Consider the following 15,961-nt stretch of genomic DNA (forward strand, 5'->3'; position numbering starts at 1 on the left):
CAACATATCAGGACCTATTTAGTTGTTTTCAAGAGACTTTTTTAATATGCGTCCTGTCTTTACAGTATTCATCCTGTTCACTCTGCAACTGCTTTGCTGCTGCTTAGCAGCACCGCCGCAATTCTCTGCTTTGGCACAACAGTACACCGATGCGCCTTTAGTCAGCTATGACATCACACAGGATCAACAAGGCTATATTTGGTTTGCAAGTGAGCTGGATGGCTTACAGCGTTTCGACGGTTATGAGTTAGAAGCTTGGTCCGTCTTGAGAAAACAAGAGAAAAACCCGAAATTTGCCAATGTGAATCAGCTTTTGATCGACAGTGAACAGCGTTTATGGGTCAGTACCTGGGGTCAAGGTGTCACGTTGCTGGACCAACACAATCAAGTGCAATTGCGCTTCACCAGTACAGCAGCTCCTGAACAGCGACTGCCCTCAGACCGGGTGCAAAGTTTCTTTGAAGACAGCCAAAATCGGATCTGGATAGGTGCTGTGGAGGGGTTGCGTTATGTACAGGCGGCTCAACCTTCTGTTTTGCAACAAGTTGATGCTTTGAAAAATGTCAGAGTCTGGCAACTATCAGAATCTACTGATGGTGTGTTATGGCTGGCCACTTCAAAAGGTTTATTCAGACTTTCGGCCGATTTGAAAGAACATCAATATTGGACATTAGACACTATCAATGGCGGAATGTCCTCTGCAGTATCTAACGAGATCAGAACATTATTGTTGGTTGAGCAAGGGCTTTGGTTAGGCACCCAGTTTGGATTGTTCTTTTTTAGTTTTGAGCGCTCTGAAATACAATACAGATATCCGGCAGAGCTTGGCAGTATCAATGCTTTGTTTAGTCCACAACCTGGTCGCCTTTGGGTTGGCAGCAGTTCAGGGCTTTTTCAGATCAATACTGATGACAAAAGCCAACCCAGACCAGACTATTTTCTGCAAACAGCAGATATTCGAAAGTTATTCAGAGACAAAACCGGGGTCATTTGGGTAGCTACCCGCAACAGAGGGATTTACAAGGTGAATCCCTTACAACATAAGGTCCGCTATCTGCCTTTGCCACTGGAAGCCGCTATGCCTGACAATGCATTACGCCGCATCTACAGCCAGACCATAGTGGACAATAGGATCTGGTTGGGGCTGGATCAGGATATTTTCAGCTACGACCTGCAAACAGAGCTATGGAAAAAACATAGTCTGGAGACTAACAGACAACATCATCAGGTATCCGGCATAGTCAAAGATACAGATGGCGTTTACTGGGCGGGCACAGACATAGGCTTATTTCATGCTCAGGGCAAAGACGATACATTTTTGCAGGACAAATTGCCCGCGACTATCGCCAACTTTACTTCTGTTACAGCGCTGGCCACAGATCCGGACGGGACTTTATGGCTTGGTTTATGGGAAAAAGGCCTGGTGAAATGGGATAAAAAAAATCCTCTTGGCGCAGTAGAACAACATGCTATAGCCACTCAGCCGGGTGATGCCATTATTAGTATTGATAGCGAAGATGCTGAATTTATATGGCTGGTTAGCCGTTTTAGTGGTTTATATCAGTTGCAGCGTAACACCGGGCTTATTACCAGATACCACAGTGGTGCTGACAGTCCGATCCAATTACCGTCTGACACCCTGCTTTGCATGGAGAAAGCATCAGCTTATCAATTCTGGTTGTGCACAAATCAAGGGCTATTTTTTATGGACCTTGAAAAAAAATCAGGCACCTTGTACCAAAGCCAGCAAGGCTTGCCTGATAACAGAGTGATTGCAATTCAGGCGCTTCAAAACGGTACCGTTTGGGTCAGCACTAAAAAAGGCCTGGCTGTCATGGATCTGGCCAGACAATCATTCAAAGTTCTTGGCGAAAAGGCCAATATCACATCCATGCTGCTGGAGACCCGAGCGCTGCAAAGTACAGCATCAGGTGATATCTGGTTAGGTACAGCGGCTGGACTGTATAATTTCAAACCAGATGATATACAGCAGCATAAATTTAATGCTCCGTTGGTGATCAGCAAAGTGAAAGCCGGGGTACAGCAATGGTTTCATCCTGTTACTTCAGCCCAAACGCCTCTGGAGTTAGCCCCTCCGGCCAAAGAAATTAGCATCTACTTCAGCTTTCTGGAGTACTACTTCACTGAAGGACATCAGTACCAATACCGTTTGTCAGGTGCAGGTACTGATCAGGAATGGCATTATATCGGCCATAAAAACCATATTAGCTTTACTCATTTGCCAGCAGGCCAATACAGTTTTGAAGTAAGAAATGCCATCGAACCCACTGAGATTGCTACGGCGACACTAGACTTTGTAATTCCCACGCCTTTATGGCAAGACAAACGCTTATGGCTTTTTTTCTGCCTGATTGCCTCTTTGTTACTCTGGCTGTTCTGGCAATCCAGAGTGCGTAATCTGCATCAGCAAAACATCAGACTAAATCAATTGGTGCAACAACGTACCGAGGCGCTGGAACAAGCCAACAGCGCTTTGTTGCAACAAGCCCGTACAGATTTTTTAACCGGGTTACCGAACAGATTGGCGTTCTCTGAGCAGTTTGAATTACTGCAACGCCAGGCCATACGTCAAAAGTTACCTTTTACTTTGGCGTTACTGGATATTGATCACTTTAAAAGTATCAACGATACCTATGGCCATGATGCGGGGGATGTAGTGTTGTCCAAAGTGGCGCAGGCCTTGAGTCAACGCTTACGTCAGCGTGATGTGCTGGCGCGCTGGGGTGGCGAAGAGTTTATTTTACTGTTACCGGAAACCACAACAGAAGGCGCCTTCATCGTATGTGAAGAACTGCGCCAAAGCCTGATGCAATTGGTGATTGAGTATGATCATAAACAAATTGCTGTGACAGCCACTTTGGGCTTAGCTCAGTTAGATGACGTACAACTGGAGCTGGTTTGCTGGCAATCGGCCGCCGATATAGCCTTGTATCAGGGCAAAAAAACTGGTCGTAATAAAGTGGTGATCTATCAGGGGGACGCTGCTGTTATTGACTGACAGATCGATATAATCGAATAAATTGGGCCAAATATAGCCATTTTTAATCGAAGCCATAACTTTTATACTGCATTTTTGTAGCTTTGGAGTTGTGTCATGTTGATTGAACCTGCTTTTTTTATTGGCCACGGTAGTCCTATGAATGCACTGGAACACAATGCGTTAGTGCAACAGTGGCAATCGCTGACGCAAGGTCGCAAGCCCAAAGCCATTTTGATGATTTCGGCTCACTGGTACACCAAAGGTACGGCAGTCACAGCCATGCCCGCCCCCAGAACTATTCACGATTTTTATGGATTTCCTGAAGAGTTGCATCAGGTGCAGTACCCTGCCCCAGGTAGCCCTGAACTGGCTGCGGAAATTAAAAGCCTGTTAGCACCGCATCAGGTGGTTCTGGATTTAAGTTGGGGTTTGGATCATGGTGCCTGGTCAGTTTTGATGCATATGTTTCCCGATGCCAACATACCGGTAGTACAGCTTAGCCTTGATCAGCATCTAGCCCCTGCTGAACATCTGCAACTGGCAAAAAAACTGGCTCCGCTGCGACAGCAAGGTGTGATGATTGTCGGCTCTGGCAATGTAGTGCATAACTTGCGAATGTTGGACTGGCAAAGCACCAGACCGCCTTTGTGGGCTGAGCAATTTAACCAACAGATCAAAGAGTTTTTACTGACAAAAAACTTTGATGCTATAGCTCAATATCAATATTCAGGTGAAGCGGCCAGACTGGCCGTGCCCCATCCGGATCACTTTTTACCTTTGCTTTATGTGCTGGGCAGCATGCTAGAGGGCGATGAGATCAGCTTATTTAATGATGAGATTTTATATGGGGCTTTAGCTATGCTGTCAGTGCAGTTGCGAAACAAAACGCCAGACTAAAAGAAAAGCGTTATTCGAGGTAACGCTTTTTCTGTTGCTGCACATCGCTGATGGCTTGAGACAAATCAGCACCGGTTAACTGGTGTTGCTGCATTAGCTGTTGCATAGCCTCAGACAACTCAGCGCTACTGTGCTGCGTCACCGGGATTTTCGCCTGACGGTAATAGGTGGTGCCAAAATCTATCAGAGCACAAAGCAAATACACCAGAATAAAAACTGCCGGATATTTTATTTTGTGTACCATGTTTTCAGCTCCTGTTCCCATTGTTTCCGCTCGTCAGGCCATAAATCTCTGGTGGTGGCGTCGTCAAACTTATATCTTTTATTGGCTTTCAGTTTTAATAACACAGCGCCTGGTAAACTTTCCAAATCAGCGTATTCCAACTCACCCGCTTTCAGTACTTTGGCATAGTCGAGAATTTTGGCGGTAAATTCTTTGGTCAATGGTGTCGGCGCCATCAATTTGACCTGACACAAGGTATTGCGGCATTCGCTGTCAAGAATACGTAATTCATTATTGGTGGTGGTGACAGCTAAATGCGCCAGCAGATATTCAGTAGCGTCAGCCCAGCCGTCGTCACGGTCTTGATTTTCCCAGGCTTCATGTTGTTCCAGCAGCGCTTTCTCTTTAGCCATCAAAGCACGAATGCCTAAATAAGCATGGATCAGCTGCGCAGCCTCCGGATCCTTTGCTTCAAAGTCGTTGGCTTGTTTTAACTGGGATTGGGTCATAGGCTCAGGTAACAACACAAACGCCAGCCAGGGTTTCACCTGATAGGCACAGATAGCCGCGACAACAACGAGCAGGCAGATCAGCCACTGTGCTGCAACAGATTGTAAATTGAGCTGAAACTTCAACGCCATACAAACTCCAATCAAAAGGCGGCAAAGTTTAACAGAGCCTGAATCAGTACTAAAGCGGCTTGTTTAAATGGCGCGGGAAAATAGTAATAAATCGTATTCTTCGATCAAGGACAGCTTGGTTTTACTTTCCAGAGTAAAACCTAAGCGCAAGGCCACGTGCTGTGAACCTTCATTCTGTGGATGGATCACAGCCACTAATCTTTCCAAACTTAAGCCTTGAGCAAACTGAATAACAGCCTGCCCGGCTTCAGTAGCTAGCCCCTTGCGCCAAAACTCTGGCAAAAAACGGTAGCCAAGCTCTGTTTCTTTAATTTCTTCCAGAAATTTTATGCCACTAAAACCTATTACCTGCCCCGTTTCTTTCCAGACGCAAGCAAAACGGCCATACCCATAGACCTGATAATCCCGCAGTGGATGCTGTTGCAGATAATCCAGCACATCCTGTTTCGATTGTGCTGGTTTATTACCGACATAACGTATGACGTCTGGCACTGTCATCAGTTGATACATGGCATCCACATCATCCAGCGTAAAAGAGCGCAAGATTAATCGTGGAGTTTCAAGTACAGCCTTCATCGACTTGCTTTAACCCTTAGCTTTTTTGCTAAAAGATGGCTTGCCGGACGAGCGTTTGATTTTCTCCACCGCTTTGGCCGCAGGATTGACCCCAGTGTGGCGGGTTAACGCCACCTGACCTGGTTTTTTACCTGGTACTTTGATGTTACGCAGGAACATGTCCTCTTTGCCCTCTTCCGGCACCAGACAGCCTTTGCTTCTGCCAATCAGGTGTTTTAAGCCCATTTTGACTAAAGCTTCGCGGATCATAGGCCAGCCTTTTGGGTCGTGGTAACGCAACAAAGCTTTGTGCAAGCGGCGCTGACGTTCACCTTTAGGCACTGGCACTACTTCGGTATTGCCTTTGATGTTCTTTAGCGAGTTCATCTCGGTGTGATAGATGGTGGTCGCGTTCGCCATAGGGCTTGGGTAGAAGTTCTGCACCTGGTCCAGTTTAAAATCACGTTCTTTCAGCCAGAGTGCTAAATTCACCATGTCTTTGTCTGTAGTTCCCGGATGCGCTGAAATGAAATACGGGATCAGGTATTGCTCTTTACCTGCTTCACGGCTGAAGCGGTCGAACATTTCTTTAAACTTGTCATAAGCGCCCATGCCAGGTTTCATCATCTTCGACAATGGGCCTGTTTCGGTATGCTCTGGGGCTATTTTTAAATAACCACCCACGTGATGCTGCACTAACTCTTTAACGTAGTTTGGATCTTCAACAGCTAAATCGTAACGAACGCCGGATGCCACCAGAATCTTTTTAATACCATCCACTTTACGGGCAGCACGGTATAAATCTACGGTCGGGCTTTGGTCTGTGTCCATATGCTCACAAATAGTCGGATAGACACAAGAAGGCCGGCGGCAGGTTTGCTCCGCTTTTGGATTTTTACAACGTAAGCGATACATATTGGCAGTTGGACCGCCTAAATCCGAGATCACGCCGGTAAAGCCCGGCACTTTGTCACGAATTTGTTTAATTTCATTTAAAATCGATTCCTGCGAACGGCTTTGGATCACGCGGCCTTCGTGTTCCGTAATAGAACAAAAAGAACAGCCACCAAAACAGCCACGCATAATATTGACCGAGGTTTTGATCATTTCATACGCAGGAATTTTCGCCTTGCCATACACAGGATGAGGCACACGTTGATAAGGCAGACCAAATACACCGTCCATCTCTTCTGTAGTCAGCGGGAATGCCGGAGGATTGACCCATAAATGCCGATCGCCATGGCGTTGGTAAATAGCGCGGGCACAACCCGGGTTAGTTTCCTGATGCAAAATACGTGAAGCATGGGCATATAAAGCTTTGTTGACACTCACCTGCTCATAAGCAGGCAGTTTGACATAAGTTTTTTCCCAGGGTTTTTGCCGTGGCGGCTGCACCAGTATCGGCTTGGCTTCCACTTCTGGCGCTTTGCTTAAGTCGATGCCTTGCTGCGCAAACTCAGAGAAAGTGCCACAACCTACATCATCTGCACCATAAGGATTAGGCACAGGGTCAATTTTGCCAACTTTATCTATGGCGGTAGAATCCACGCCACGCCAACCAGGTAAAGGCTCTTTGCGGATCACCGCAGTACCACGAATATCATGCAGCGTATTGATATCTTCGCCATTGGCAATACGATGTGCCACTTCAATCAGCGGACGTTCGGCGTTGCCGTAAATCAGCATCTCGGCTTTGGCATCAAAAATAATGGAGCGACGAACTTTTTCCTGCCAGTAGTCATAATGGGCAATACGGCGCAGGCTGGCCTCAATACCACCGATGATCACAGGCACATCTTTGTAGGCTTCTTTACAGCGCTGCGAATAGACCAGCACTGCACGGTCAGGTCGTTTACCGCCTTCATTGCCAGGCGTGTAGGCATCGTCATGACGTAATTTTTTATCCGCTGTGTAGCGGTTAATCATCGAATCCATATTGCCGGCAGAGACACCAAAGAACAGGTTGGGTTTGCCAAGTGTCATAAAAGCATCTTTGGAAGACCAGTCAGGCTGAGCAATCATACCTACCCGAAACCCCTGGCTTTCCAGCATACGACCTACCACAGCCATGCCAAAGCTTGGGTGATCGACATAAGCGTCACCGACCACCAGAATAATATCGCAGCTGTCCCAGCCCAGTTGTTTCATCTCGGCCCGGCTCATTGGCAAAAATGGTGCAGTACCAAAGGACTCAGCCCAGTATTTAGGATAAGAAAATAGTCCCCGCTCGGCCGCCATGCGGTCCACTGCTGGGGATTTTCTTAAAGGGGCCTGATTCATTTGCATCTGTTGTTTCACTCGGTTTTGCCTGCCAAAAATGGCCGCGCATTATACTTGTTTAAGTGAAGGATTACTAACTTTAAGCTGAACTGCTTCAGCTCTTTTGCCGAATAAAACTTAGCCGAAAGTCTGGCCATGCGCCATCACAGACCAAGAACTTAGCTTGTGGCTATAAAAGTGCCTATATAACGACCTGAATTTTATGGCCTGTTTGTATCAACGTAGCAACATCATAGCGCGAAAGCCCGAGATTACTGTTGTCGCAGCTCAGAATGTGAATGCAATGCTCTGGCGATTTGCCGCCTTGACCCTTCCTTACTTCGCAAGTTCGTCACAGGGAAAACAGCGTTGCAGCGGCTCAAAACTCTCATTTCTTCTGCGTTTTTGTTACTTGGTAACATATAAATAATCAATAACAAAGAGCAGCTTGCCTGTAACCCAACACGATTTGATGCATTTTTTTTCATCAACCCATGTTTACTTTTCAATCATCATGGTACAAAGTAACATTAGAGCTTGGCATATATGGTAGTAATGGCAGCTTTGAACAGGAAGAGCAGAGTCAATATCTCATGGCGATGTCAGTGGGACCATGACTGACAGGTTGCATGAATTAAAACAAGAACAGAAGAGACTTAAACTATGTCTGAATTACACAACAATAACTATCATCACTACAGCGCTAACTGTCATAACAACAGCACCAAAAGCACTAAACGAGCCAGAATTAGCCTGGCTATTTCTGCAGCTTTGCTGGGCATGAGCCCTGCGTGGCTGCTTGCACAAGATTTGCCAAAAAATGACAGCGGTGTCATTAGCGAAAAAAAGGCTGAACCACTAGAAGTTATTGAAGTAAAAGGGATCCGGGGCAGTATTATGTCAGCTCAGGATCTTAAGCGTTTTGCTGATACAGTGAAAGATGTCATCACTGCAACAGACATAGGCGCACTGCCGGATAAGTCCGTAACCGAAGCTTTGCAGCGTGTTCCTGGTGTCACCATTGAGCGCTTTGCTTCTTCTGACGACCCAAAACACTATGCCGATGAAGGAACAGGTGTATTGGTGCGTGGTCTGGATCGTGTGCGCTCTGAAGTAAATGGCCGTGGTGCTTTCAGTGCAAACCCATGGGGCGGTCTGAGCTATGAAGACTTTCCTGCAGAGCTACTGGGCTCAGTGGAAGTGGTTAAAAACCAGACGGCCGACTTGATCTCAGGCGGCATAGCCGGCACTGTCAACCTTGTAACCCGCAAACCTTTTGATTCTGACAAAAGAGTCGTGGCCTTCAGCACAAAAGCAAACTACGGTGATTTCCGCGAAGAAGTCACCCCTTCTTTATCAGGCCTTTTTTCTGATAGCTGGGAAACCAAAAGCGGTAAGTTTGGCTTTCTGATCGCGGCGTCCCAATCAGAATACAAATCACGGGGTGATGGCGTGGGTTTAGGTAATTTCCACTCCCGTGGAGACTCTTTTATACCTACCACAGATCAGTGGGGAGGCATTACTGGTGTTGACCCTAGCTCCCCTGTCGATGGTCCGGGACTTCCGGGTCAACCAGCAGGCAGCGTCTGGCATGTGCCGGTAGCCATTCATATGAGCACAGCGGATAATGATCGCGAGCGCACAGGCTTCACGTCGTCTTTGCAATGGGCGAACACAGACGACACCATAGTTGCCACTTTAGAACACATTAATTCTGATGCATCTTTAGAGTGGAACGAACGTCAAATCGGTCAGGCGGCTCAGGGTTTTAAAGGTTTTATGGGCTCCTCCCAAAACTGGCGGGACGATGCGGCCAACGGCCATCCTTTAACCACAAACAATGGATTTGTTACCTCAGGTGTTGCACTTGGTGTCAGTCCGGAAACACCATTTTTCTATCGTAGTCGTTGGAACTACAACGAAAATACGGTGGAAGACACTTCACTCAACCTGAAGATAAAAGCTACGGACAGATTAAAGCTAGAGTTAGATTATCAGCACATTGACTCTGAAAAAGTGGTGCATAACTACAGCATGTCAGGTCAAACCCGTGGCAACCATGTGCATGCGGTATCACCTTACTTCCTGGATATGCGTGGCGACCGCCCGACAGTGGAGTTTTTGAGCGATAACATTCTGACACCAGGTTGGTCTCCAAACAGTGATTGGAATGGACCTGTGCCTAATCTGTTCCTTGGCAGCGGTATGGAACAGGAAGAGCACAACACTGCAAAAGCTGACAGCTTTAAATTTGACGCCAGTTATGAACTCGATGGTGTGTTCACCGGCATTAAAACAGGTTTTTACTACACAAATAAAGACCTGACAGTACGCGATACTGCATACGAAGGTTGGTCTGCTATTGGTACGCCATGGGACATGAATGATCGTAACGCAGCAGCTGCAGTCAACAGACCTGAGTTATTTGAACGTGTTGATTTTTCTGATTATTACAATGGCAAAGTTCTTGTTGGCAATGTGAATAACTTTCTGTTCCCTAAAATGGATCTGGTGAGAAACTATGCAGATTCATTGCGTCAGGGTTGTAAAGACGGATGGCATAACGCAACTCTGAGTGCAGCCAATAACGGCGTCTGTACCGGCACTTATGTTCCTTATGCCGATAAACCTAACCGTGTAGAGGGGCCTTATGCGGCACATAACATCAGCTCATCCAATGAACAACGTACAGAGTTTTACGTGCGCGGTGATTTTGAGCTGGTCGACCTGAGCACTCCGGTGAAAGGTAACCTTGGTTTGCGTTTTGTTAACTACCAGTTGGAGTCTACCGGCGCTTTCGTGCAGCCATCCACGACAAAACGTGGTGAGCCAGGTACCTCGCTGAACACTGTGTTGCAGCAACCACAATATAAGCGTTATTACGATCTCGCTTCGGGTGATTCACAATTGAGCACTGTGGACGGTACAGGGTACAGCGCGGTATTGCCAAGCTTAAACCTGAACTTTGAAGTAGCCGAAGATTTAGTGATGCGCTTTGGTGCCTCTCAGGGCTTGTATTACCCAAGCTTAGTGGATGCACGCAATATCAGTCTGCTGGATTTGGATTACACCCGTCGTCTGCAAACGCCAGGAGCGGATCAGGATGAAGTCAATAACCCTGTAGTTGCCATCGACGATATTGAAGTGACTGCATTGGCAGGCAACCCTTATCTGGAACCGGAAGAATCTATTAATCTGGATTTAACTGCAGAATGGTATTTCGCTGATGGCGGCTTTATCAACGTCGGCTTATTCCACAAAAAGCTGGACAATATAATCCGCAACAGACAATTTGATCTGGATGTCAGCTACAACGGTGTGGATTACGACGTATCGGCTTATGGTCCGGCGAACACAGGCTCAGGTACTATTCGTGGGGCTGAATTTTCGTACTCTCAATTCTACGATATGTTGCCAGGCGCATGGCGCGGTTTAGGTTTGCAGTTTAACTACACCTATATAGACCAAAGTGGTCTGGAAGACCCTAACGCCATTTCAGAAGGTACTTTAGGTTTTGATGAAAATGGTAATCCTATTGCAGACAATCGCAATACCTTCCGTGTATTTGGTGGTTTGCCGCTGCAAGGTTATTCCGATCAGAATATGAATATCGTCGGTATGTATGAGTACGAGGATATTTCATTCCGTCTGGCTTACACCTGGCGCTCTGAGTACCTGTTAACCTTACGTGAATCTGAAGAATACGTACCAGCCTTCGCCAAAGCTTCAGGCATGATGGACGCCAGCTTGTACTACAGCATTAACGACAACTGGAAAGTAGGTATAGAGGGCAGCAATTTGCTTAATACTGAAACCAAAACCCAGTATCAAATGAATCAGGCAGGTGACAGAACTGATGCGCTGAGTTTCACGACAGACCGTCGTTATGCGTTAAGTGTCAGGGCTGTTTTCTGATGTCTTAAGGTAAAATAACACCCTATAACTGACGTAAACAGCTGTGAAAAAATGAAACCGCGTTGTAGCAATACATCGCGGTTTTTTAATTCACACTGACGCAATAAAGCCCGATTTGAACTTAAAGCTGTTTTTCTAGTACATCACAATAGTGACGACACCCAGCAACATAAATATCGCGCAGGCGACACGGCGCGCCCAGTCTAATGAAATACGTTCCAGCAACCAGCTACCGGCGTAGACCACAGGCACATTGGCAGCCAACATGCCTATGGTGGTACCTAAAATCACTTGCCAGGTCTCTGGGTAAGTGGCAGCCAAAAGCACAGTAGCTACTTGTGTTTTATCGCCTATTTCTGCCAGGAAAAATAAGATACAGCTGGCAAAAAAAGCGCCGTATTTTAAAACGCTGACTTCTTCGCTGTCGTCTTTATCCGGAATAAGCAACCACAGCGCCACCGCAATAAAAGAGCCGCCTAACAACCAGGCATGCCAGCCTTCTGGAATAAATTGCGCCACCCAGGCACCAAACCAGGCCGACGCAGCATGATTTAATAAGGTTGCCACCAGAATACCGGCAATGATAGCGCCACGGGAACGAAAACGGGCTGCGAGGAATAAAGACAAAAGCTGAGTTTTATCGCCAATTTCTGCAACAGTTACAGAAGCAAAGGAGGCAACAAAGGCATCGAAAAACATAAACTGCACCTGGCGGGATCATTAAACATAAGACAACGAACCAACTCCCGCCTGGGGTTAGTAAGTTGTCTTAGGTCTCATTAATACCTGATCAGCGACGATCAACGGGACGTTGTTGCCATGTACATTGAGGTACAAGTATGTTGACAACAACACAAAACCTGGCGGTTTTGTAAATTACTCCCCTAAGCGCGGGGGCATTTTAGCCGCGCTCATGGAGTTGAGGCAAGAGAAAATTCAGTTACAACCAAATTTCCTTTAGCCTTTTAAGTGCCTTGCATGAAAACGCAAATGTTCTTCAATAAAGCTGCTGATAAAAAAGTAGCTGTGATCGTAACCAGGCTGCAAACGAATTTGCGCACCGCTTTGGCTGCGCTGATTGGCTTCGATTAAAGCTTCAGTGCGTAGCTGTGACGGGTAAAACTGATCGCCCTCGCCTTGATCAATCAGCATAGGCAAACTGCTTTGTTTTTGTGCCAGTAAAAAACTCGCGTCGTACTGTAACCACTGGCTTTGATCATTGCCAAGATACGCAGTAAAGGCCTTTTTACCCCAATCGCACTCTGTCGGCTGGCAAATAGGTGAAAAAGCCGACACAGAGCGATAAGCCCCCACTTCACGCAGCGCTATCACCAAAGCACCATGGCCGCCCATTGAATGACCACTGATGGCTTTGGCCGCAGTCACAGGTAAATGAGCTTCCACTAAAGATGGCAATTCACGGCTGATATAGTCATACATCTGGTAGTGCGCAGCCCAAGGTTCTTGTGTCGCATTGACATAAAAACCAGCGCCCTGACCTAAATCATAAGCTGCATCGTCTGCCACTTGCTCGCCTCGTGGGCTGGTGTCAGGGATCACTAAAGCTATGCCCAGCTCTGCAGCGACACGCTGCGCACCAGCTTTGACCGAAAAGTTTTCATCGGTGCAGGTTAAACCGGACAACCAATACAACACTGGTACTTTTTGTTTTTCAGCGGCTGGCGGCAAATAAACCGAAAATTGCATCAATCCTTTGACTGAATCTGAGTGATGCTGATATTTAATCTGACGGCCAGCAAACAGCTTATGTTCGGATAACTGAATTAACGTCATTGCTTTATCCTTGTGCAGAGAAAGCCCGGCGAACCGGGCTTTTAATAAAAATGAACTAAAAGTGGATCACAGTCCGGATGGATTTGCCTTCATGCATCAAATCAAAAGCTTCGTTAATTTGCTCCAATGGCATGGTGTGAGTGATAAAGGTATCCAGTTCAAACTCACCTTTTAAATAACGCTCCACGTAATCCGGCAATTCAGTGCGGCCTTTTACGCCACCAAAAGCAGTGCCACGCCATACACGGCCAGTCACCAACTGGAAAGGACGGGTAGAGATTTCAGCACCAGCAGGCGCCACACCAATAATGACTGACTCACCCCAGCCTTTATGGCAACACTCTAAAGCAGAGCGCATCACGTTGACATTACCGATACATTCAAAGGAAAAATCCACGCCGCCATCTGTCATTTCAACAATGACATCCTGAATAGGCTTGTCGAAATTCTTTGGGTTAATCACATCAGTAGCGCCCAACTGACGGGCAATATCAAACTTAGACTCGTTGATATCGATGGCAATAATACGGCTTGCTTTGGCCATTACAGCGCCAATAATGGCAGATAAACCTATACCACCTAAACCAAAGACGGCAACAGTATCACCCTCTTTCACTTTGGCGGTATTCATCACAGCGCCCATGCCTGTGGTTACGCCACAACCTAATAAACAGACCTTTTCTAAAGGCGCAGCTTTATTAATTTTGGCTAACGAAATTTCCGGCAGCACAGTGTATTCAGAAAAGGTAGAAGTGCCCATGTAATGGTAAATAGGCTGGCCATCTTTAGAAAAACGAGTGGTGCCATCCGGCATTAAACCCTGACCTTGAGTGGCTCGAATGGCCTGACACAGGTTGGTTTTGCCAGATAAACAGAATTTACATTTGCCGCATTCAGGCGTGTATAAAGGGATCACATGATCGCCCACAGCCACGCTGGTGACGCCCTCGCCTATAGCTTCAACCACACCACCACCTTCGTGGCCTAAAATGCAGGGGAATTTGCCTTCAGAATCCTGACCCGACAAGGTATAAGCGTCGGTATGGCAAACACCTGTTGCCACTATACGTACCAGTACTTCGCCTTTTTGTGGTGGCATTAAATCCACTTCTTCAATTTTTAATGGTTGACCCGGCCCCCAGGCCACAGCAGCACGTGTTTTGATCATTTTCATTTTTGTTCTCCAAACCAGATTAGTAGTTACTATAGCTTATTGTAATTTTTTCTTATTAGATGATAATCCCTGCAAATAACAAATGAGTTTTGCATAAATGAAAGAATGGCAAGGCATCAGCGAATTTGTGTCTGTAGCAGAACTTGGCAGTTTTTCGAAGGCAGCCAAAGTCTTAGGCATTTCAGTGGCTCAGGTTAGCCGCACCGTACTGCAATTAGAGCAGCGGCTGAACTGCAAACTGGTGCTTCGCACCACCCGCCAGGTACGACTGACTGAACAAGGCACTTTGTATTACCAACATTGCCGGGCTTTGGTCAACGGTTTGCAACAAGCCAATCAGCTGTTGACCAGCCTGCAACACGAACCTTCAGGTGCGATAAAAATTACCGCCCCTGTGTATTATGGCGAGCAATTTATTGCGCCTTTGCTGCATGAATTTTTATTACGTTACCCCAAAGTGCAGCTGGATTTGCAGTTGACTAACGATCAACTGGATTTAGTGCAAGGCGGTTTTGATTGCGCCATACGCTTAGGAACTCTTAACGATTCGAGCTTGCAGGCCAAGGCCCTAGGCAAACGCACTTTGTATTTATGCGCCAGCCCCGACTACCTGCAAAAATTTGGTAACCCCGCTACAGTGGCCGAATTGCATCAGCATCGATGCTTAGTGGGATCTGTCGATTTCTGGCGTTTTGAACAGCAAGGCCAAAAACTGCAATTTAAACCCCAGCCATATTTGCGCTGTAATAGCGGCGTGGCGTTAACAGATGCGGTACTCAAAGGTTTAGGCATCACGCAGCTGCCAGATTATTACTTGCAACCTTATTTAGAGGATGGCCGTTTAGTGGCTTTATTGCCAGAGCATCAACCGTCCGACGAAGGCATCTGGGCTTTGTATCCACTGAACCGGCATTTACCAGTGAAGGTAAGATTACTGCTGGATTGGTTGCAGCAAGGTTTGGAAAGCTTTCCAAAGGTATCAGGCTAGATCTTTATTTGTCGTGCTTTTATTTGTCGTGTTGGGGGTTAAAAGTTACTATGATTGACAGAACAAATGCAGCAAACAAGTGATTATGTTGAACTTTCCTCTTATCGTTCAACTATTGCAACAGCGCTTGCCAGATCTTATGGCTGTGTATGCTTTTGGCAGTCAGGTCGCAGGCACTGCAGACAAGCACAGTGATTTGGATTTAGCAGTACTGGTGCCAGGTTATGCCGATGTGATTGATTTATGGGATATCAGTAGCGATCTGGCAGAGCTGCTACATTGTGAAGTGGATTTGCTGGATTTTCGTGCCGCATCCGCTGTGATGCAATACCAAATTTTGACTAAAGGACAGCGGATTTACGCCGTTGATCAACAGGTTGGCAGTTATGAAGCTACACTGCTGTCAGCAATGACCACACTCAACGAAGCCCGCGCCGGACTCTTAGCAGATATTAAAAAGGATGGGTCTGTTTATGGCCGTTGATAATGACTGATTGCCTTCTGGTAAACAGCT

At 46.6% G+C, this 15,961-nt stretch carries 12 protein-coding genes; 5 read left to right on the forward strand and 7 right to left on the reverse strand.

Features of this window, described 5'->3' with window-relative positions:
- The first annotated feature begins 46 nt into the window (after positions 1-46).
- On the forward strand, positions 47-3,019 hold the full coding sequence (locus EK374_RS13075; RefSeq protein ID WP_127024331.1) for a ligand-binding sensor domain-containing diguanylate cyclase: 2,973 nt from the start codon (positions 47-49) through the stop codon (positions 3,017-3,019).
- Positions 3,020-3,115: 96 nt separating this feature from the next.
- The gene (gene ygiD / locus EK374_RS13080; protein ID WP_127024334.1) at positions 3,116-3,898 is read left to right on the forward strand and encodes a 4,5-DOPA-extradiol-dioxygenase; all 783 of its coding nucleotides are present in this window, start codon (positions 3,116-3,118) and stop codon (positions 3,896-3,898) included.
- A gap of 10 nt (positions 3,899-3,908) precedes the next feature.
- On the opposite strand, the gene EK374_RS13085 is transcribed toward ygiD, so the two are convergent.
- The 4 genes from EK374_RS13085 to EK374_RS13100 form a co-directional block, all read right to left on the reverse strand.
- A complete protein-coding gene (locus EK374_RS13085) occupies positions 3,909-4,142 on the reverse strand; it encodes a hypothetical protein (RefSeq protein WP_127024337.1) in 234 nt (77 codons plus the stop codon).
- Positions 4,127-4,762: a hypothetical protein gene (locus tag EK374_RS13090; RefSeq protein WP_127024339.1), complete on the reverse strand. Its 636-nt coding sequence runs from the start codon at positions 4,760-4,762 to the stop codon at positions 4,127-4,129. Before EK374_RS13090 ends, EK374_RS13085 begins: the two co-directional genes overlap by 16 nt.
- 63 nt (positions 4,763-4,825) lie before the next feature.
- Complete coding sequence (locus EK374_RS13095; RefSeq protein ID WP_127024342.1) at positions 4,826-5,338, reverse strand: GNAT family N-acetyltransferase; 513 nt, start codon at positions 5,336-5,338, stop codon at positions 4,826-4,828.
- Positions 5,339-5,347: 9 nt separating this feature from the next.
- Positions 5,348-7,555 (reverse strand): YgiQ family radical SAM protein, encoded by a 2,208-nt coding sequence (locus tag EK374_RS13100; protein ID WP_127026545.1) that lies wholly within the window; start codon positions 7,553-7,555, stop codon positions 5,348-5,350.
- Positions 7,556-8,239: 684 nt separating this feature from the next.
- Here EK374_RS13100 and EK374_RS13105 point away from each other — a divergent pair.
- Positions 8,240-11,491, forward strand: coding sequence for a TonB-dependent receptor (locus EK374_RS13105; protein WP_127024345.1), 3,252 nt, complete (start codon positions 8,240-8,242; stop codon positions 11,489-11,491).
- Positions 11,492-11,626: 135 nt separating this feature from the next.
- On the opposite strand, the gene EK374_RS13110 is transcribed toward EK374_RS13105, so the two are convergent.
- The 3 genes from EK374_RS13110 to EK374_RS13120 form a co-directional block, all read right to left on the reverse strand.
- A complete protein-coding gene (locus EK374_RS13110) occupies positions 11,627-12,190 on the reverse strand; it encodes a TMEM165/GDT1 family protein (RefSeq protein WP_127024348.1) in 564 nt (187 codons plus the stop codon).
- 258 nt (positions 12,191-12,448) lie between these two features.
- Positions 12,449-13,285: an S-formylglutathione hydrolase gene (gene fghA / locus EK374_RS13115; protein ID WP_127024351.1), complete on the reverse strand. Its 837-nt coding sequence runs from the start codon at positions 13,283-13,285 to the stop codon at positions 12,449-12,451.
- Positions 13,286-13,340: 55 nt separating this feature from the next.
- Positions 13,341-14,450 (reverse strand): S-(hydroxymethyl)glutathione dehydrogenase/class III alcohol dehydrogenase, encoded by a 1,110-nt coding sequence (locus tag EK374_RS13120; RefSeq protein ID WP_456095385.1) that lies wholly within the window; start codon positions 14,448-14,450, stop codon positions 13,341-13,343.
- A gap of 106 nt (positions 14,451-14,556) precedes the next feature.
- On the opposite strand from EK374_RS13120, the gene EK374_RS13125 reads away from it, so the two are divergent.
- Together EK374_RS13125 and mntA are read left to right on the forward strand one after the other, a co-directional pair.
- On the forward strand, positions 14,557-15,447 hold the full coding sequence (locus EK374_RS13125) for a LysR family transcriptional regulator (protein WP_127024357.1): 891 nt from the start codon (positions 14,557-14,559) through the stop codon (positions 15,445-15,447).
- 85 nt (positions 15,448-15,532) lie between these two features.
- Entirely contained in the window at positions 15,533-15,931 is a 399-nt protein-coding gene (mntA, locus tag EK374_RS13130) for a type VII toxin-antitoxin system MntA family adenylyltransferase antitoxin (protein ID WP_206099204.1), read from the forward strand.
- The last annotated feature ends 30 nt before the right edge of the window (positions 15,932-15,961 follow it).

It is taken from the genome of Rheinheimera mangrovi (assembly GCF_003990335.1).
Classification (GTDB): domain Bacteria; phylum Pseudomonadota; class Gammaproteobacteria; order Enterobacterales; family Alteromonadaceae; genus Pararheinheimera; species Pararheinheimera mangrovi.

Coding starts and splice junctions, on each gene's coding strand:
- EK374_RS13075 (WP_127024331.1), top strand. CDS start 47: ATGCGTCCTGTCTTTACAGTATTCATCCTGTTCACTCTGCAACTGCTT.
- ygiD (WP_127024334.1), top strand. CDS start 3,116: ATGTTGATTGAACCTGCTTTTTTTATTGGCCACGGTAGTCCTATGAAT.
- EK374_RS13085 (WP_127024337.1), bottom strand. CDS start 4,142: ATGGTACACAAAATAAAATATCCGGCAGTTTTTATTCTGGTGTATTTG.
- EK374_RS13090 (WP_127024339.1), bottom strand. CDS start 4,762: ATGGCGTTGAAGTTTCAGCTCAATTTACAATCTGTTGCAGCACAGTGG.
- EK374_RS13095 (WP_127024342.1), bottom strand. CDS start 5,338: ATGAAGGCTGTACTTGAAACTCCACGATTAATCTTGCGCTCTTTTACG.
- EK374_RS13100 (WP_127026545.1), bottom strand. CDS start 7,555: ATGGCGGCCGAGCGGGGACTATTTTCTTATCCTAAATACTGGGCTGAG.
- EK374_RS13105 (WP_127024345.1), top strand. CDS start 8,240: ATGTCTGAATTACACAACAATAACTATCATCACTACAGCGCTAACTGT.
- EK374_RS13110 (WP_127024348.1), bottom strand. CDS start 12,190: ATGTTTTTCGATGCCTTTGTTGCCTCCTTTGCTTCTGTAACTGTTGCA.
- fghA (WP_127024351.1), bottom strand. CDS start 13,285: ATGACGTTAATTCAGTTATCCGAACATAAGCTGTTTGCTGGCCGTCAG.
- EK374_RS13125 (WP_127024357.1), top strand. CDS start 14,557: ATGAAAGAATGGCAAGGCATCAGCGAATTTGTGTCTGTAGCAGAACTT.
- mntA (WP_206099204.1), top strand. CDS start 15,533: ATGTTGAACTTTCCTCTTATCGTTCAACTATTGCAACAGCGCTTGCCA.